Origin of the sequence: Shewanella marisflavi, from assembly GCF_002215585.1 — a bacterium.
Classification (GTDB): Bacteria; Pseudomonadota; Gammaproteobacteria; order Enterobacterales; family Shewanellaceae; genus Shewanella; species Shewanella marisflavi.
This window is the reverse complement of sequence record NZ_CP022272.1, coordinates 4,278,690-4,297,683: the sequence shown is the minus strand read 5'-3', so window position 1 is coordinate 4,297,683 and position 18,994 is coordinate 4,278,690. Positions and strand designations below refer to the sequence as shown.

General features: G+C 48.0%; 12 protein-coding genes. 7 read left to right on the top strand and 5 right to left on the bottom strand.

The features are described 5' to 3' along the window. The first annotated feature begins 51 nt into the window (after nt 1-51). The 7 genes from glmU (at nt 52) to CFF01_RS18915 (ending at nt 9,814) form a co-directional block, all read left to right on the top strand. Complete coding sequence (gene glmU / locus CFF01_RS18945; RefSeq protein WP_088906012.1) at nt 52-1,416, top strand: bifunctional UDP-N-acetylglucosamine diphosphorylase/glucosamine-1-phosphate N-acetyltransferase GlmU; 1,365 nt, start codon at nt 52-54, stop codon at nt 1,414-1,416. A 210-nt stretch (nt 1,417-1,626) separates the two neighbouring features. After that, a complete protein-coding gene (locus CFF01_RS18940; RefSeq protein ID WP_088906011.1) occupies nt 1,627-3,768 on the top strand; it encodes a TonB-dependent receptor in 2,142 nt (713 codons plus the stop codon). 149 nt (nt 3,769-3,917) lie between these two features. Continuing rightward, nucleotides 3,918-4,688 carry a DeoR/GlpR family DNA-binding transcription regulator gene (locus CFF01_RS18935; RefSeq protein WP_033538995.1) on the top strand — a complete coding sequence of 257 codons (771 nt, stop codon included), beginning with the start codon at nt 3,918-3,920 and terminating at the stop codon, nt 4,686-4,688. Between the two features lie 38 nt (nt 4,689-4,726). Further along, complete coding sequence (glmS, locus tag CFF01_RS18930; protein WP_033538966.1) at nt 4,727-6,556, top strand: glutamine--fructose-6-phosphate transaminase (isomerizing); 1,830 nt, start codon at nt 4,727-4,729, stop codon at nt 6,554-6,556. A gap of 181 nt (nt 6,557-6,737) precedes the next feature. Then, nucleotides 6,738-7,199, top strand: a complete 462-nt coding sequence (locus CFF01_RS18925) for a MerR family transcriptional regulator (RefSeq protein ID WP_232479482.1) — start codon at nt 6,738-6,740, stop codon at nt 7,197-7,199. Between the two features lie 11 nt (nt 7,200-7,210). Beyond that, complete coding sequence (locus CFF01_RS18920) at nt 7,211-9,454, top strand: heavy metal translocating P-type ATPase (protein WP_088905819.1); 2,244 nt, start codon at nt 7,211-7,213, stop codon at nt 9,452-9,454. A gap of 9 nt (nt 9,455-9,463) precedes the next feature. Beyond that, nucleotides 9,464-9,814, top strand: a complete 351-nt coding sequence (locus CFF01_RS18915) for a cupredoxin domain-containing protein (RefSeq protein ID WP_088905818.1) — start codon at nt 9,464-9,466, stop codon at nt 9,812-9,814. Between the two features lie 162 nt (nt 9,815-9,976). On the opposite strand, the gene CFF01_RS18910 is transcribed toward CFF01_RS18915, so the two are convergent. The 5 genes from CFF01_RS18910 to CFF01_RS18890 all read right to left on the bottom strand — a co-directional run bounded on the left by CFF01_RS18910 (nt 9,977) and on the right by CFF01_RS18890 (nt 18,934). Next, nucleotides 9,977-13,744: a S8 family serine peptidase gene (locus tag CFF01_RS18910; protein ID WP_157705026.1), complete on the bottom strand. Its 3,768-nt coding sequence runs from the start codon at nt 13,742-13,744 to the stop codon at nt 9,977-9,979. 359 nt (nt 13,745-14,103) lie between these two features. Further along, the gene (locus CFF01_RS18905) at nt 14,104-14,682 is read right to left on the bottom strand and encodes an isochorismatase family cysteine hydrolase (protein WP_088905816.1); all 579 of its coding nucleotides are present in this window, start codon (nt 14,680-14,682) and stop codon (nt 14,104-14,106) included. 530 nt (nt 14,683-15,212) lie between these two features. Continuing rightward, a complete protein-coding gene (locus CFF01_RS18900; RefSeq protein WP_088905815.1) occupies nt 15,213-15,743 on the bottom strand; it encodes a porin family protein in 531 nt (176 codons plus the stop codon). Nucleotides 15,744-15,941: 198 nt separating this feature from the next. Then, nucleotides 15,942-16,133, bottom strand: coding sequence for a DUF2061 domain-containing protein (locus tag CFF01_RS18895; protein ID WP_088905814.1), 192 nt, complete (start codon nt 16,131-16,133; stop codon nt 15,942-15,944). A 131-nt stretch (nt 16,134-16,264) separates the two neighbouring features. After that, the gene (locus tag CFF01_RS18890) at nt 16,265-18,934 is read right to left on the bottom strand and encodes a nitrate reductase (RefSeq protein WP_088905813.1); all 2,670 of its coding nucleotides are present in this window, start codon (nt 18,932-18,934) and stop codon (nt 16,265-16,267) included. Nucleotides 18,935-18,994 lie beyond the last annotated feature (60 nt).

Sequence of the window (18,994 nt, the reverse complement as noted above, 5' to 3'; positions counted from 1 at the left end):
CTCAATTTGAGCTTAACCCAATACCACCAGCAATTACCCAAGGATATCTTCATGGCACTGAATGTCGTTATTTTGGCCGCAGGCAAAGGAACCCGCATGCGTTCAGATCTTCCTAAAGTTCTCCACCCTATCGCCCATAAGAGCATGGTTCAGCATGTGATAGATACCGCGCATCAGGTAGGAAGTGACACGGTTCAGCTGGTTTATGGTTATGGCGCCGACAAGCTTAAGGCCAGCCTGGGTGAGCAGGCATTAAACTGGGTGCTGCAAGCTGAGCAGTTGGGTACGGGTCACGCCGTGGCGCAGGCCAATGACAATATTGGCGATGATGATACCGTGTTGATCCTTTACGGTGATGTACCACTGATCCAGGCATCAACCTTGGAAGCCCTGTTGGCGGCGCGCGATGACAATGGCCTGGCTATTCTTACCGTTAATCTACCTGATCCTACTGGCTATGGTCGCATCGTACGTGAAGCGGGACAGGTGGTGGGTATTGTCGAGCAGAAAGATGCTAATGCTGAACAGCTTAAGATCAACGAGATCAATACCGGCATTATGGCTGCGCCAGGTAAACAGCTTAAAGCCTGGTTGGGTCAGTTGTCATCGGACAATGCCCAAGGGGAATACTATCTCACCGATATCGTAGCCATGGCTCATCGAGACGGTGTGAGCATCACCACGGCGCAACCTGAATCTGCTATTGAGGTGGAAGGCGCTAACAATCGTGTGCAACTGGCTCAGCTAGAGCGTGCCTATCAGGCGCGCGCAGCGGAAAAGCTGATGCTTGATGGGGCTAACCTGCGTGATCCAGCTCGTATCGACGTGCGTGGCGAGGTCACTGTCGGTATGGACGTGATGATAGATGTGAATGTGATATTCCAGGGTAAGGTTACTATTGGCAACAATGTCACTATTGGTGCTGGCGCTATCCTGATCGATTGTGAGATCGGCGATAATGCCGAGATCAAACCATACTCTATTATTGAAAATGCCATTGTCGGTGAAGCCGCCAGTGCAGGGCCATTCGCTCGTTTACGCCCCGGCGCCGAGCTCAAGCGCGATGCCCATATCGGTAACTTCGTCGAGATGAAGAAGGCGGTGCTGGGTGAAGGCTCTAAGGCGGGCCATTTAGCCTATATTGGCGACGCTCAGGTAGGGGCTGGTGTGAATATCGGAGCCGGCACCATCACCTGTAACTATGATGGTGCTAACAAGCATCTGACCATTATCGAAGACGACGTGTTTGTGGGTAGCGATACTCAGTTAGTGGCGCCAGTGACTATTGGTAAAGGTGCTACTTTGGGGGCTGGCTCGACCATTACTCGTGATGTGGCGGCCGATGAGCTGGTGATCACCCGAGTGAAACAGCGCCATCTAACAGGCTGGACACGTCCGGTGAAAAAGAAGAAATAAGCTTACTGTTGTAGAAGAAGCGACCCAGGTGGTCGCTTTTTTTATGCCCCTAACTTAATTATCTAGTTAACCAGGCTTTTGCTATTGCGCCTGAGAGTGAGCGAGATCTCTCTCTAATGTAAAGGGATGTAAATTAGCTTAAATAAAAACGATTCTCATTTATATTGGCGGCAACTTTCGTTTCCTATGTTGTTGAGTGGTGAGGTTTCCATGGCATTTAAGCTGTATTCGTTTAATTATTCTCCTGTCGGTTTTGCTGTGTTAGCGGCATTAGTCAGTACCCCTGTATTGGCTGAAGATGGTGAGAAGAGCAGTGTGGTTGAAGCCAATATCGAGCGCATTACGGTTTCAGGCCGCACCTTTAACGACTATAAAGTGGGAGTTGCATCCGGTGCCATGAGAGGTGATATCGATCTGATGGACACACCACAATCTGTTGCGGTTATTCCAGACTTTGTGACCGATGAGCAGCTGGCCACCAATCTGTCTGAGGTTCTGGTGAATGACTCCAGTGTGACCAGTGGCAGTGAAAAATGGAACCGCCAAGTATTTAATATTCGTGGTTTTGAGCTGTCATCGGGGTCGGGGTATCTGATCAATGGTCAGCAGCAATGGTCTCACTATGTGCAGCCAATCGAAACTCTGCAACAGGTAGAAGTGCTAAAGGGACCATCAAGCATGCTTTATGGCCAGTCTGGCCCAGGCGGCTTGATCAACATGGTCACCAAGAAACCCACCTACGATAACTTGTTTGAATTTGGTTTTGATACCGATGAGCACGGCTCTACCCGTTTCCAGCTGGATGCCGGTGGTAGCCTCAATGAAGCGGAAACCATTCGTTATCGTACCGTGTTGGTTAAGCAAGACACCCAATACTGGAGAGAGTATCAGGATGGCACTAATCAGGAGCGGGATCGCTGGCTTGGATATCTGAACCTGGAGTTTGATATCACTGACGATCTCATGTTGTCGCTTAAGTATGATCATACTCAGGATAGGACGGGCATAGACCGCGGTGGCTGGCTCAACAGTCAAGGCGAGCTCATTGGTGGCCGTGATATCATTTGGGATCAACCCTGGGCCTTTACCGACAATACTATCTCAAATCTGGGTGCCGAACTGACCTATCATCTCAGTGACAACTGGCAGATCAAGGCGGGTTATAACGACCAGCAGTTTAATCGTCAGCGTTTAGATTCTTCCCCTAGCCTGGTAAATGGTTCGGAAGATCCCTTCACGGATGGCTACACCATCAGCCCGTTCGACCGTTATGACGACTGGCAACATAAGACGGGCTTTATCGACTTTACCGGTGACTTTAGTACCGGCGATGTCGAACATAAGTTGCTGATCGGCGCCAATATGCTGGACTACTACTATGGCCAGCTAAAAGAGGCGGGTGACAAGAATCAGTTGGTTATGCCGGGGCAGCCAGTGCCTCGCCCGGACTTGGACTATCATCGCGACACGACTAAGTCTGAGTCTGACTACAAGCATTACGGTTTCTATATTCAAGATCTCATTACCCTTAATGATAGCTGGCAGCTATTGGCTGGCGTGCGCTACGACGAGCAGAAGAAGGACGGTGAGGGTAACAACAGTTATGCCGTATCACCTAAGTTTGGGGTGATCTATTCACCCGCGGAGAACGGTAGCATCTATTTGAACTATTCAAAGAGCTTTACGCCTCAGGGAATGGTCAATGATCCTGATGATGTGAATGACAAAATGAATTTGGATCCCGAATATGGTGAGCAGTATGAGATAGGTACCAAATGGGAGCTTTTCGATGGCAGTCTACTGTTAACCGGTGCGCTGTTCGATATTACGGTATCGAATGTCACAGTGACTCAAGATCTTGAGGTGACCCCGACGAGTGGCGACAAGACTATTACCACTCAATCTGGTGAGCAGCGTCATAAGGGGTTTGAAATGGGCGCCCAGGGTCAGCTTACTGAGAAATGGTTTATGTCGGGGTCGATGATGTATCTCGATGCTGAATATGTTCGTCCAGAAGAAGATCGTTTAGATGGTAAGACACCTGTGGATGCGCCTGAATGGTCGGCTAACATCTGGACACGTTACGAGGTGACTGAAGCGCTGGCACTTAACTTTGGTGCAGTCTATGTGGGTGAACGTTTCGCTAATACAGATAATACGATTAGCAAAGATGCTTATGTTCGTTTTGATATTGGCGCCGCTTATACCATGGATATCAAAGGTACTGATCTGAGTGTTCGCCTTAATGTGAAGAACCTATTCGATCAGGATTATCTAGCTGGTGGAACCAATACAGATGTGACAGTGGGTGAGGGACGTCATTTCGGTCTTGCACTGGAAGCCAAGTTCTAATTTATTATTCGATACAGTAAAACCTAAAGCCGCTATCTCATATAGCGGCTTTTTTGTTTTTCAGGGGGCTTTTTAACCTGAGGGACTGGTAAAAAAGTTTCGAATCACTATAATCTATCTTTCGAAACGAAACTTAAGTGAAACTCTTTGTGAATAAACGAAACACACAACAGCGCCGACACAGCATCATTGCCGTTTTGAACGAAACAGGCGAGGTGAGTGTGGATGAGTTGGCGAGTCGTTTCGAAACTTCTGAGGTCACCATACGTAAAGATCTGGCTGCGCTAGAGAAAACCGGGCTATTGCTTAGACGTTATGGTGGTGCGGTGGCTATCCCTGATGAGGTGACACAACAGTTTAGTGCCAAAATCGCGCCTAATAAGTTGTCGATTGCCGAGACGGCGGCCAGGCTGATTAAAGATCATAACCGCATCATTATCGATAGCGGCAGCACCACGTCAGGATTAGTGCAGCAGCTTAACGCTAAGCGGGGTTTGGTGGTGATGACCAACTCGCTGCAACTGGCCAATGCCATCCATGAGTTGGAAAATGAGCCAACTCTGTTGATGACTGGCGGTACATGGGATCCCCATTCTGAGTCTTTTCAGGGGCAGGTCGCCGAGTTAGTGCTGCGCTCTTATAACTTCGATCAGTTATTTATCGGTGCCGATGGCATAGATCTGACCCGCGGCACAACCACCTTTAATGAGCTGACCGGTCTTAGCAAGGTGATGGCAGAGGTCTCCCGAGAAGTGATCGTTATGGTGGACTCAGACAAGATAGGCAGGCGCATTCCCAACTTGGAACTGGCGTGGCAGCAAATAAGTGTGCTGGTGACCGATGATAGAGTCGATGAGCAAACGGTAAAACAGATCACCGAGCAGGGGGTAGAAGTAATACTCGCCCCCTACTCAAAGTAAATTTTTTAATATTAGTATTGAGTCAGTAGGAAAAAATTATGTGCGGAATCGTTGGCGCAGTGGCGCAAAGGGATGTTGCGGAAATTCTACTCGAGGGGCTACGCCGCCTCGAATATCGTGGTTATGACTCTGCCGGTGTGGCGGTGATCCATAACAATGAACTGGAAAGCACTCGCCGTGTAGGTAAGGTGCAGGAGCTATCCAATGCGCTAGAAGAAGCGCCGCTGATTGGCGGTACGGGTATCGCCCATACTCGCTGGGCGACCCATGGTGAGCCGAGTGAGCGCAATGCCCACCCTCATCAGTCAAGTGGCGATATTGCCGTAGTACATAACGGCATTATCGAAAACCATAACAAGCTGCGCGATATGCTTAAGGGCCTGGGTTACACCTTTAGTTCAGATACCGATACCGAAGTGATCTGTCACCTGGTGCACCATGAGCTTAAGTCTCACGATACCCTGCTCAGCGCCGTACAAGCCACGGTGAAACAGCTTGAAGGTGCTTACGGTACTGTTGTGATCGACCGCCGCGATAGCGAGCGCATGATTGTGGCCCGTTCTGGTAGCCCACTAGTGATAGGTTTTGGCCTGGGCGAAAACTTTGTCGCTTCTGATCAGTTAGCCCTGCTGCCTGTGACTCGCTCGTTCGCTTTCCTCGAAGAGGGTGATGTCGCCGAAGTCACACGCCGCACCGTCAGCATTTATGATCTGGATGGTAATCCGGTCGAGCGTGAAGTCAAAGAGTCGGAAGTGACTCATGATGCCGGTGATAAGGGTGAATACCGCCACTATATGCTCAAAGAGATCTACGAGCAGCCTCGCGCCATCGCTCACACCCTAGAGGGACGTATTGCCGGTGGTCATGTGCTGGATTCAGCATTCGGTGAGAATGCCGCCGAGTTTCTAAAAGATATCAAACACGTACAGATCATTGCTTGTGGTACCAGTTACCATGCGGGCATGGCCGCACGTTACTGGCTCGAAGATTGGGCCGGTGTTTCATGTAACGTCGAGATCGCTTCTGAGTTCCGTTACCGCAAGTCGCACCTATTCCCTAACAGCCTGTTGGTGACTATCTCTCAGTCGGGCGAAACCGCTGACACCTTGGCGGCACTACGCCTGGCTAAAGAGATGGGCTATAAGGCGACCATGACCATCTGTAACGCGCCGGGTTCCTCTTTGGTGCGTGAGTCGGATATGGCTTATATGATGAAAGCGGGCGCCGAAATTGGTGTGGCTTCAACCAAGGCCTTTACCGTACAGCTAGCAGGTCTTCTGATGCTGACTGCTGCCATTGGTCGCCACAACGGCATGTCTCCAGAGATGCTGGCCGAGATCACTCAGAGCCTGCAATCTATGCCGGCTAAAGTTGAGCAGGCGCTGGGCTTGGACGATGCCATTGCCGAGCTGGCTGAAGACTTTGCCGATAAGCATCACGCCCTCTTCCTGGGCCGTGGAGATCAATACCCTATCGCGATGGAAGGTGCGCTTAAGCTTAAGGAGATCTCCTACATCCACGCCGAAGCTTATGCTTCTGGTGAGCTTAAGCATGGCCCGCTGGCACTGATCGATGCCGATATGCCGGTTATTGTGGTCGCACCAAACAACGAACTGCTTGAGAAACTCAAGTCGAACGTCGAAGAAGTTCGCGCCCGTGGTGGTCTGATGTATGTGTTTGCCGACAAAGATGCCGAGTTTGAGTCAGATGACACCATGAAGGTGATCCCTGTGCCACATTGTGACGATTACATGGCGCCACTCATCTACACCATTCCGTTGCAGCTGCTTTCTTATCACGTCGCCTTGATCAAGGGTACCGACGTAGATCAGCCACGTAACCTGGCAAAATCAGTTACGGTAGAATAATTTAGCGGGTATCCGTTAGATTTCTAGATTCAAAAGCAGCCTCTAAGTAGGCTGCTTTTTTATGTTTTCTCCATTCTCTTCACTTTTTCGGCTTTTTCTTCTTCTGTTCCTTGACCTGTGTCTAACACACAGGTTTATAGTCAATGTAACAGCGATACTAAAGTCTCTAGTTGGAGTGGTTATGCGTGTTAATCAATTAGCGAAAAACCTCAATATCACGGGTGATACCGTGCGTTTCTATACCCGCATCGGTCTGCTGACGCCGACTAAGTCTTCGGTCAATGGCTACAAGGACTATAGCGATAAGGATCAATCGCGCATGCAGTTTATCCTAAGCGCCAGAAGCCTAGGGTTTAGCGTCGATGAGATTAAGGTGATCTTCTCCCGAACCGATCAGGGGGAGAGTGCCTGCGGCTTGGTCAGGCAGATGATTCAGCAAAAGCTCGATGAGACAGAGAAGCAGTTTGAAGAGATGGTGAAGCTGAGGAGCAAGCTGTCGAACGCGGTGAAGGATTGGTCCCACAAGCCAGATAAAGCACCGACTGGCAATATGATCTGCCATCTAATCGAAGGCACTTACGCAGAAGGCACTGAAGACAGCTATGAAGAAGGCGTCGATGAGCCAAGCGTTATGGCGAGCTAGGAGAACAGAAGATGGATAGTAAGAGAGTACAACTCAACATCATTGGCGCTGGCTGTGCGAGCTGCGTTGGTAAGATAGAAACCGCATTAAAGGCCGTACCCGGAGTCACCTCGGCGGAGATGAATTTTGCCGAGCGTATCGTCGATGTCTCGGGCTCGGCAACGCCTGAACAGTTAATTGCAGCCGTCGAGGCGGCTGGCTACAACGCGACTCAGCTACAGGGCGAGGCGAGTAGTGATGCCATGGATGAGAAGGAGCAGGCCGATCTCGACTATTATCGCAGCCTGCTGCGCCATACTTTTATCGCCTTATCTGTGGGTATTCCCTTGATGGTCTATGGCCTGTTTATCGGTGAGATGACGGTCACTACCACGACCGAGCAGCTGGCCTGGGGGCTGGTGGGCTTAGTTACCCTAAGTATCATGATTTTGTCAGGCAAACACTTTTATGTGGGGGCATGGAAATCTTTCGTGCACCACAACGCTAACATGGACACGCTAATTGCCTTGGGTACGGGTACCGCCTGGCTCTATTCCATGCTGGTGGTTGCTTTCCCAACGCTGCTACCCGAGATGGCGCGCCATGTCTATTTTGAAGCCACAGCGATGATCATAGGTTTGATTAACCTTGGCTTAGCGTTAGAGGTCAAGGCTAGGGGCAAGACCTCTGAAGCGATCAAGCGTCTCATTGGCTTGCAGGCTAAGACTGCGAGGGTAATTCGTGACGGCAAAGAGCTAGATATCGATATCGCCCAGGTGCTGCAAGGTGACAAGGTGAGGGTCCGCCCAGGTGAGAAGATCCCTGTCGATGGCGTGGTCATTGAGGGTAATACTAGTGTCGATGAATCTATGCTGACTGGTGAGCCTATGCCGGTAGAGAAAACCATCGACAGCGAGGTGGTCACTGGCACCTTAAATAAGTCTGGTGCTATCGTGTTTAGCGCTACCCGAGTGGGTAAAGACACTGCCCTTGCCAGAATCATCGCCATGGTGAAGCGGGCGCAAAATTCAAAACCGCCAATTGGCAGGCTTGCCGATGTGATCGCCAGTTACTTTGTACCGGCAATTATGATCATCGCCATCGTTAGTGCCATGGTATGGTTTAACTTTGGCCCTGAGCCATCTTTAGTATTTGCTATCGTCTCGGCCACCACAGTGTTGATCATCGCCTGTCCCTGTGCCTTGGGGTTGGCGACACCTATGTCGGTTATGGTTGGCGTGGGTAAGGCCGCCGAGTCGGGTGTGCTAATCCGTAACGGCGAAGCGCTGCAAACCGCCTCCAAGATCAGTGTCATGGTGTTAGATAAGACGGGCACTATTACTCAAGGTTCGCCTCAGGTAACAGATATCCTGCTGGCTGAGGAGACTGAATTAGATGAGCAAGGCGTGCTAGCCCTAGCCGCCAGCATAGAGCGTCATTCTGAGCATCCCCTCGCCGAGGCCATCGTCGAGACGGCTAATAGCCGAGATATCAAACTTGAGTCTGTTGAAGACTTTAATGCCATCTCTGGACGCGGCGTAGAGGCAAAAGTTAACGGACACTCTATTTTGTTTGGTAACCAGGCCTTGATGCAGGACTTAGGTGTAGACATTCAGGCACATCAGGCTAAGGCGCAGCAATTGGCTGCAGAGGCTAAGACACCTATGTATCTGGCACGAGACAATAAGCTCATCGCCATCATTGCAGTGGCCGATCCTATTAAACAAGATTCGGTCGAGGCAATCGCCAGGCTTAAGCGTAATGGCATCAAGGTGGTGATGTTGACGGGAGATAATCAGGCTACGGCTGCGGCTGTGGCTGCTAAGGTCGGCATAGAAACCTTTTTTGCCGAGGTGATGCCTCAGGATAAAGCCTGCAAGGTGGCCGAGTTGCAAAAAACGGGTGAGATAGTGGGCATGACTGGAGATGGTATCAATGATGCCCCCGCGCTGGCGCTGGCTAATGTTGGCTTTGCCATTGGTACGGGGACGGATGTGGCCATCGAGAGTGCAGATATTACTTTGATGCGCGGCTCTTTGCATGGCTTAGCCGATGCGATAGCGGTCAGCAAGGCGACACTAAGGAATATTAAGCAGAACCTGTTTGGCGCCTTTATCTATAACGCCGCTGGTATCCCTATTGCCGCGGGAATTCTCTATCCCATGTTTGGGGTTTTGCTCAGTCCGGTTATTGCTGGTGCGGCCATGGCCTTCTCATCACTGACTGTGGTGAGTAACGCCAATCGCCTGCGTCTATTTAAAGCCAAAGCGCATTAGGAGGCTGGTATGTTATTTATCAATTTATTTTGTCTCGCTTTAATTGGCTTTATTGTCTGGTGGTTCTGGCTTTATTCGCCAGAGACTCCGGTGAGCCAGGAAGGGATAAAGATAGTCGTTAAAGATGGTGTTTATACGCCGTCGCGCATCAAGATTGCAGCGGGTCAGGCCACGACACTTACCTTTTTAAGAGAGGATAAGTCGGCCTGTTCGGCGACTCTACAGCTGCCTGAACTGGAGATCAGTGAGGAGCTGCTACTTGATAAACCTACGCTTATCAATATTCCGGCCACGGAAGCGGGAGAGTATGCCTTCCATTGCCAGATGCAGATGTATAAAGGCGTGCTGGTGGTTGAATAGATTAATGATAAGCTTAATATTCTGAGCCCTGCCGCTTTAACTTAAATAACGGAACTCATTGAACGGTCAATTTAAGCTTTAAAGATACTGATATAAAAACAAAAACGGCTTTCATGATGAAAGCCGTTTTTGTTTTGCGAGTAATCTTAATTTATAACTAATTTAATCAAGTAGATAAGCTCGCATTGTGGTCACTTCAGATTCGCCACCTAAGTTATCTTGTACCGTGATTTGCAAATGTACGTAATCGCCTGCTTCGCCGTTATTAGGCAAATTGACAAACCATTGTCCATCTTGCTGCATCACATTGGCATCTTGCCATCTGTTTTGGGTTTCAGCCATTGAAGTGCACTTGTATACATAGGTTTCAACGCGGCACTCTTGACCTATGGCATAACGGACAGAGACTTGCGACAGTGAAACTTCGTTGCGAAGATCGACCTTAGCAGACACTCTGGCCTGAATCGGCTGATTTGCGGCGATGGTATTTTCCATATCAACTGGCAAATCTATCGCAGGTACCAGTACTGGCTGTGCGCCTTGAAGTTCGCTGTTGGTATTCCAACTAAAACTACCTAGGTACTCTGTGCCTAACTTTTCATTGCTTGAGGAGCCTGACTCTACTTGACGCATCTGATAAGTACGTATCAAGGTGACTCTGGCATCTTCATCTGGAAGTTCAATGAAGCCACCTTTGGTATTGGTGGGTTGGCCGTTAACTAAGGTTAAGCCGAATGCAGATGCATCGCGTCCTGCCACACCGTCATGGCCAAAGCTGTCACCAAAATGAGGTAAGCTAATTTCAAGCAAGTTAGTATCACGATAACCTAAGGCAGAACCACTGGATAATAATGCCGCTCCTTTACTTGCTTTGAACCAAGAAACATCATTTTTAGCGCCGCGACTGTAATAACGAGCACCTTCAAATAATGCGCCAGAGGTATACACATTAAATCTTGGCATGACGATATCTGTCCAAGCACCATCAATACCTGTTGAGTAATACTCAGTTCGAGTCAAAGGTGCAATCAATGCCAAAGGTGTACCACCAGCATAGAAAGGATTTAAGCCTCTGACATGGGAATGCATATCCGTCCATACTGGGCGGGTATCACCTTGCGAATGATAATGTGCGGTGCGCTGGGCGAGCTTGCGCTTGCCATTAACACCATCCGATTGACCCTGATCTAAGCTTGCCGGTTCAAAATGCAGCTTGCCGGTTTCAATTTTACCTTGGCTGATGTTTCTTAGGTTGTAAGCATAGGGTGAACGTTCTGGCGCAACCCCTGACCAATGAATCATCATCGGTCCCTGTTCGGCTTCTGCTAATAATACTGCACTGGTGTGTGCATCTAAGCCAACCGTAGGAATGCTATCTATGCTGTAAGTGCTGTATTTAAAGCGGCCTGGTGAGTTTGGTCTGGCACCAATAACCCCTACTGCACCGCGATTAGCCAGCTCTTTTATGCTGCTTGATGAGAAGAAGTACGGGAACTCAAGTAATACAACCTTGCCTTGAATCTCGTAGTCGTCCCAATTTGTTTGATAGCCTTGATCTTGAATCACCACCACCTCTGCACTACCTTCGCCATGGAAGTTCTTCGATACAGATTGGATGGTATAGTCAACTTCAGTGCCTTTACCTGTGGTCAGTGTGGTTTTTGGGGCTAATGCTCGGGTTGTGATAAAGCTGTTGAATCTATCATCGCGACCACGAGACAGCGCATATACTTGGGTGACATAGTCCGGCGCGATTTCGACTGAGCCTGCTTTAAGTAGATGATCATCATTGAGACCGTAAGTGAAACCAGCACTATAACCTTGTGACATTAAAGGTTTATTCGCTGCAAACTCCACCAGGCTGGCCTCAGAAGCATTGAAATCAATCACAGTGTTCTGGGTTAACTTAGTGCTTAACTCCGCCATCATAGTTACTGACTGCACTAATCCACCGTAATTACCTTGGTGGTCATAGGTCATGATATAGGAGACTAAAGAGTAATCACCTTTAGGAACACTTATGGTTCTGCTGCCGTTTTGCAAATTGACATTGCCTACCCAAGCATCTTCACCATTCATGATGTAAAACTTAGAAGGGTAACTCGCTGGTTTGCCGTAGCGGTCGAATAGATTAACGGTTAAATCTACTAATGGTGGCGTGATCCAGTAAGACAAAGGAACCGTTAAACCTGCTTTATCTTTACCCATAGACTCACCGATTAAGCGGCCGCCGATAGTGCCATAAGCACTGTCGTTTAACTCTACGCTAGGGTTAATCCAAACCGGCACTTGCGCCACGCTTTTCGCAGGGATAGTGACTTGTTGCGCATCTAACCAAATGGCGTTGCTAGGAATCGCACTTTTGCCATCTTCACCGGTAAATTCCAGTTTAAGTTTTAGGGTGAGATCCTCATCACTTAAGTTTTCTAGTGCCACTAAGCTCTGCACTGCAGTTTGAGTTTCACCATAAGTGAACATCCCCAATTCTTGGCCTGGATTGGCAACCAATACTTGCTTGATAGCGGCGTTGACATCCATAGCCCCTGCGCCTTGCTCAAGTACATCCGCTTGCGTGGCAGTGACCGAAGAGGTTAAGACACTTTTTAATTGGCGAGGGCTGAGATCGGGTCTTGCTTCAAGCAAGATAGCTGCGCCACCAGCTACATGAGGAGCGGCCATTGAGGTTCCTGATAGTGAGCGATAGGCATGATCGCCTTTACCACCGGATGCCGCAGCAATAACATTAACCCCTTGTGAGGCAATATCAGGTTTTAAACTGTGGCCGTCAGGGCTTGGGCCACGGCTAGAAAAGTTTGCAGTTTCATTGCCTCTATCTACCGCTGCAACCGTTAATGCGCTTGGTGCACAACCTGGAATACCAATGGTTTCGCGGGTAAAGCTATTACCTGCCGAAATCACAAATAAGGCTTTATCACTTAACGCTTCGACTAAGTCGACCATAGGGCCATCGCAACTAGTGCCGCTACTGCCTAATGACATGTTGATGATATCTGCACCATTATCGACAGCCCATTCCATTGCTTGCATAATGCCAGAGGTTGAGCCGCTGCCATTGTCGCCAAGAACCTTAGCAATGAGTAATTCTGCTTTAGGTGCCATGCCCGCATATTTGCCGTTAGAGGCAAATCCATTACCAGCTACTGTTGAGGCTGTGTGAGTACCATGACCGTTAATGTCATCGACTTCTGTGTAAGGCCAAACAAAAGACTGGCTCGCAACGACTTGGCCTGCAAGATCAGGATGATCTGTATCATAACCTGTATCTAATACCGCAACCTTCACGCCATTGCCTTTGTAAGGCGCTGCGTAATTTCCATAGGCTCCGGTTAATGGCACCGTTGGATAGCTATCATCTTTGGCTATCGAGTGGCTCCACCAATGTTTGTTTCTGCGGCTTTCAAAAGCTTCGTGGGCTTCTACGCTGGCATCTAGCCATACGCCTTGAATCGAGCTGGCATAATCTAAATTTGCCAGTAAATCTTGTAGCTCACTCTTACTGACGGACATCGCTAAACTATCGATGATATCAAACCTAGCGGTGAGTTTAGCGCCAGGGATTTTCAGGTTAGCATTGGTTGCTGGAAGGTTACCATCGCGGTATTCAATGATGATAGGCAGGTTAGCCATGCTCTCGTCATCAAAACCGGCTTTGTATAACTTGGTGAGGTTGAAAAGTTCACGGTCGAGCAATCCCTTATCGACAAGTTCAGCCGCTTTGGGCGGGATGAGGTAAATGTCACTACCTAACTGTTGTAAACTGGTGATCTGCTCCTGGCCTTCATCACTGACTAATCTGGCACCAAACAGTCCACGATTAGGTGTTGCCATGGCACTGACTTTATCACCTGTAATGAGCGTAAACTCCAACGCTTTAGGGCTATCATCAGTAATGCCTTGAGCAAAAGTCATTGTTGATATGCTTAAAAGGTTTGCGGCCCAAAATAAACTGCTGCCTCTTTTTATCAGTCTTCTTCCTTTCATAAGTATCCTTATTTTTTATAGTTTATTTGGACGAGTTTTAGCTTTCCTGGCTAATGCTATTTCGTCACATCCTCCATTTAGCATTAGCCGAGAGGGGATATCTAGAGTGAAGCTGATCAAATTTGTAACATTCCAGTTTTCTTGAGAGGGAGATGATGCGGTGTATTTAGGGACGGCTATGACTCGGGAGTTGGGCTGGAAGTTACGATTGAGAGTAGTCAATGTCGCTTTGTTACGCCGCTATTTGTATGGCTTAATTGATGGGTTATCTAATAGTATTTATAGCGCTATTTTGCTGAATTGTTATGTTCGTCCAACTGAAGCAGTTTTAGCAAAGCTTCCGTTGTTCCGCATTCAGCTAACTTAGGAAAAATATGTTCACAACTGTTGTTATGGGCGTCAAGATTGGTGTCAGTTATCGCATCGGTCACCAGGGTGACATTGTAGCCATGCTCATGTGCCTGACGGGCGGTAGATTCTACACCCATTGATGTCATTAAGCCGGTAATGACCACCTGAGTAACGTTTGCATCTTGCAATTGCTGATGTAAATCAGTGTTGTGAAATGCTCCCCATGTTTGTTTGCTTATGCATTTATCATCTGAGCTTACATCTAGCTCTGGGATCAACTCCGCCCAATTAGCCACAGGCTTTTGCGTTGCCTGGCTTATTTGGTTTCTGCCTGGGGCTTTGCCATTCACGTTGATCAGAAATACAGGTAGCTGCTTTTGTTTAAAAGCGGTCTTGAGCTTAATAGAACTGTCTACGACTTTAGATATTGGATGAACCGTTGGCATACATACTATGCCTTGTTGTAGATCGACAATGATAAGTGCACTGCCTTTATCCAGTGTGGAAATAGTCATAGTGGGTCCCCACAATAAATAGCGAATGCTTAAGTGTGTTGTCATTCGAGTATAACGTGAGTGAGTTGTCTGTGTTTTTCTAGCTAATGAATTTTCTTTTATCTGTGCTAACGATTTGTCTTTCTTCATGATAGCAATGAAATTATTTTTGATGACCGATCCGGAGTTTGTTGCTTTAGTGTTTGGTATGTTCAAATAGATTGGTGGAAGTCTCTGGCTGTGATGCCCCCACTACTGAGTCGCTTAGAGTTGTGCTTATGGCTAAGCCTGCTATTAATGCTGAAATATGGTGAAAGACACCTGGAAAGGCTAAAAGCAGTATTCAATATCGCGATAGTCATATGAGCCATGAGGTGAGTCGATAGATGGCTATGGTCAGCCTCTAGGCGAGGCTTCGAAGTTTTCCTTGCTCAAAGCAAAGGTAAGCTGTGATATCAAAAAGCTGAGTTGGTTACTGTTTTGGGGACTAAACAATAATTCCTCAGCCTTTTAGATTTTTAGATCAAACTCATGTGGTATGAATTGAGGGGTTAGAAGCGATAGCCCAGATTGAAAGTAAAAGTATGAGTATCGAGTAGATCCATCGCCTGATAGTGATAGGTGAGGCCGAGATCCATGCCTGACAAGAATTCCATCCGCCAGCCTAGCCCTGCTAGGAGGCCAGTCCCGTCTTTAGCGTAATCACTGTCATCGCCATCGTGATATTTAAGCTTGTATTGATTGGCACCCAATTTAAACACCAAACGGTTTCTTTGCGACAGGGGAAGGGTATACAGGGCGGCAGCTCGAAAGCTTTCTACATTATCCATTTGATCGCCAATGATAAGGAAATTGGTGACAAATATGTCTTGTTCCATATAGCCCACTTCTAAGCCCCATTCGGGGGAAAATTGGTAGCGATAGGCGAGATCGTAGTGAAACTGAATATCATCGGTAACAGTATCATCTTCTGAGACGTTGGTTTCTCCAAAACCTGCACCGACCGACAGGGCGTGTTGGTAATCCGATGCGAAAGAAAGAGGCGTGACGAGTAGGCAAGCTGCAGCAAGAATAGCTTTCATAACAGTCCTTGTAAGGTGATAACAACAAAATATCGAACCCGACTTATAGCAGATGCTGTCAATAAAAGGTACAGGTAGTTTTTGTTTCTTTGATATTATCCTCTGTTTAATTGATTATTTTTCAATTATTAAGCTAAAACCAGTCTGTCTTTAAGCGTTAATGGCTTTTGCTGTCCATTTGTTGTGTATCGTCGACAATCAGGCTAGCAGTGGCCGGGAGCGCTTTTCTATGCGCTGCCACACCTTATCATGGAAGTAGAACACGACAGTATTAATCGCCGGTTCAATCAGTGCCACCGCGCCGCCAATCACTATGCTACCGGTTAACAGGTAGGTAATGGTGAACGCGACACCAAAGTGTAGTATCGCAAAAGTAAATGTTTTAGCCATGATGCAACTCCTCTTTAACTAAAATAAATGATAATCGTTATCATTTGTGGTGTAAATGAAATTGGCTAGATGGCTTTAATCTTAAAAAACGATTAATTTTGCATATCCGCTAGCTTTTGTTGGTTTTACTCCTATTCATGGATTGCTTCTATTAATTGCTCTAATTCCGCAATGCAGCTTCCGCAGCCACTGCCCGCTTCAGTTAGCGTCATTAGGGTAGCAGTATCTTTAACCCCTTGTTGCTTTATGGCGCGGGAGAGTGCTCTTTCGCCGACTTGCTTGCAGGCGCAAATGATTCTGCCTTTGGTCAGTGTGCCCTTAGGCTCTGCCGACAGCAGGCTGCTTAGCAGAGTAGAAAGCTCATCTTGCTCATTAAATAGTGCTGCAAACCAGGCATAGTGATTCGGGTCAAATTGCTTGCTTACTATGTAGGAAAATTGGAGCTGTTGCTGCCAACTCTGGGCTAATCGATAACACTCCTGTTGGGGCGACTCGGCCATAACTTGGGTGGTTTGTTGATAGGGTGACAGGGCTTTTAGCCTACTATTGAGCGCGCTTGGTGACAATTCGCTGGCAATGAAATAGCAAAACCCACCGTTGATTGTCTGCTTTACCCAATAGGGGAATTCGAGCAGCTCTAAAGATTGGCGACAGATGACTAATGCTTGGCTTAGGGGCTTAAAACGACGGACACTCACAGGTGTTGCTTTCATCTCGGGTTGACCGGAAATAGGGTCGACAAATGATTGCCCAAGCGTACTAATTTTACCTGCACTGGAGTTACGGTTGCTCCAGTGAATCGCTGAAAACAACTCGCCGGGTTTAACGTCTTTGCTGATGTTAACCCGTAATAATGCTTTGCCTGTCGCACTGGTAATCTCCGCAATATCATGCTGATTGAGGCGATAAACCGCGGCATCTTGAGGATGGATCTGTAACTGGGGTTCTGGCTGATGTTGGCATAGCCGAGCTGCCAAGGCGGTGCGTGTCATAGTGTGCCATTGATCTCGGCTACGACCACTGCTGAGTTTCAGAGGAAACTGCTGATCACATGCCTGTGCTGAAGCTATATAGCGCACCGGGATCAGTCTGGCTTTGAGGTTGTCGGTATTAAATCGGCCATCTGCAAACAGACGTTGATGGAGCGTTTGAGGTTGCAATTGGCTGACTGGCCACTGCTGAGGAGCCAACTGGTAGTAGTCGTTATCAGAAATAGTAGCTAAGTCGCCAAGAACCAGGGCATTTTGACTTAATGCATGGGCTTTGTTGGTTAGGCTGGCATATTCTCTGAATATCTCCGCTTCATGGCGATAGTTAAACCCATGACTAAATCCCATTCGTTTGGCCACTTCACTGATGATCCACCAGTCGGGTTTAGCCTCGCCAGGTGTCGTCGTCACCCTGCGCTGACGCGATATGCGCCGCTCAGAGTTAGTGACTGTTCCCGACTTTTCTGACCAGCCCTGAGCCGGTAGCTTCACATCGGCTAATGCCAGAGTGTCTGTATCTGCAACACAATCCGATACCACCACAAAAGGACATTGGGCTAAGGCGGCTTTAATTTTATGGCTATCGGGCAGGCTGACGGCAGGATTGGTTGCCATGATCCAGATGGCTTTAATTTTTCCCTCAGCAATTGCATCGAACATATCCACGGCTTTGAGACCCGGCCGAGTTGCTATTTGAGGTGCGCGCCAGAAGTCGCTTACCAATTCACAGTTGCGCTCATTAAAGTCTAAATGCGATGCAAGCATATTGGCTAAACCGCCCACTTCGCGGCCGCCCATGGCATTGGGTTGCCCAGTAATAGAGAAGGGACTACTGCCGGGTTTACCTATTTTTCCCGTGGCCAGATGACAATTAATAATGCTATTGACTTTATCTGTGCCCTGAATGGATTGGTTAACCCCTTGAGAGTAGAGGGTCAATACTTTATCGCTGTGGCCAAATAGCTCAAAAAACTGTTTAAGCTCTGCGGTGCTTATCTGCAGTTGCTCCGCAGTCAGCTCCAGTGTGAGTTTATCTTGCTGTGCACTGTGTAATGCGGCTTCAAAACCCTGAGTGTGTTGCTCAATATAATCCTGGTCGAGCAGTTGATTGTCGGCGAGATAGCTTAATAAGCGATTGAATAACAGTACATCTTTACCGTTAGCAATGGCCAAATGCAGATCGGCGTCATTGCATGAGGCGGTTTTCCTGGGATCTATCACCACCAACTTACACTTGGGGTTTTGGGCTTTTGCCGCTTTAATGCGCTGATATAGGATCGGATGACACCAGGCTAGGTTTGAGCCCACAAGAATGATGAGATCGGCGGCTTCGATATCCTGATAACAGCCGGGTATTGAATCGCTGCCAAAGGCGCGTTTGTGACCAGCAACGCTTGAGGACATGCACAGTCTCGAATTGGTGTCGACGTTTGCGCTGCCAATGAAGCCTTTCATCAGTTTGTTGGCCACATAATAGTCTTCTGTTAATAGTTGGCCAGATAGATAGAAAGCGACTGAATCAGGGCCATGTTTGGCTATGGTTTGCTGAAATTGTTCTGCTACTGTCGATATCGCTTCATCCCAACTCACCCCTTGATGTTTGATCATTGGAAACTTAAGCCGATGGGTTTCCGATAGCGTCTCGCCTAATGCCAGTCCTTTAGAGCAAAGTTTTCCTAAGTTGGCGGGGTGGCTTTTATCGCCACGAATGAGTAGTGCACCGTTACGTAGCGGTTTTGCTTCTACACCGCAACCGACACCACAATATGCGCAGGTTGTTTTAATCCAAGGAGTTATCGGATTCTGACTCATAAAAACCTCTCTCAGCCTGATGGAATGGTTTTAAATCTATTTTTTAAAGCAAGTGGTAGG

What these genes read in the sequence shown, in the direction of transcription:
- glmU (WP_088906012.1), top strand. Translation starts at nt 52, where the DNA reads ATGGCACTGAATGTCGTTATTTTGGCCGCAGGCAAAGGAACCCGCATG.
- CFF01_RS18940 (WP_088906011.1), top strand. Translation starts at nt 1,627, where the DNA reads ATGGCATTTAAGCTGTATTCGTTTAATTATTCTCCTGTCGGTTTTGCT.
- glmS (WP_033538966.1), top strand. Translation starts at nt 4,727, where the DNA reads ATGTGCGGAATCGTTGGCGCAGTGGCGCAAAGGGATGTTGCGGAAATT.
- CFF01_RS18925 (WP_232479482.1), top strand. Translation starts at nt 6,738, where the DNA reads ATGCGTGTTAATCAATTAGCGAAAAACCTCAATATCACGGGTGATACC.
- CFF01_RS18920 (WP_088905819.1), top strand. Translation starts at nt 7,211, where the DNA reads ATGGATAGTAAGAGAGTACAACTCAACATCATTGGCGCTGGCTGTGCG.
- CFF01_RS18915 (WP_088905818.1), top strand. Translation starts at nt 9,464, where the DNA reads ATGTTATTTATCAATTTATTTTGTCTCGCTTTAATTGGCTTTATTGTC.
- CFF01_RS18910 (WP_157705026.1), bottom strand. Translation starts at nt 13,744, where the DNA reads ATGACTTTTGCTCAAGGCATTACTGATGATAGCCCTAAAGCGTTGGAG.
- CFF01_RS18905 (WP_088905816.1), bottom strand. Translation starts at nt 14,682, where the DNA reads ATGACTATTTCCACACTGGATAAAGGCAGTGCACTTATCATTGTCGAT.
- CFF01_RS18900 (WP_088905815.1), bottom strand. Translation starts at nt 15,743, where the DNA reads ATGAAAGCTATTCTTGCTGCAGCTTGCCTACTCGTCACGCCTCTTTCT.
- CFF01_RS18895 (WP_088905814.1), bottom strand. Translation starts at nt 16,133, where the DNA reads ATGGCTAAAACATTTACTTTTGCGATACTACACTTTGGTGTCGCGTTC.
- CFF01_RS18890 (WP_088905813.1), bottom strand. Translation starts at nt 18,934, where the DNA reads ATGAGTCAGAATCCGATAACTCCTTGGATTAAAACAACCTGCGCATAT.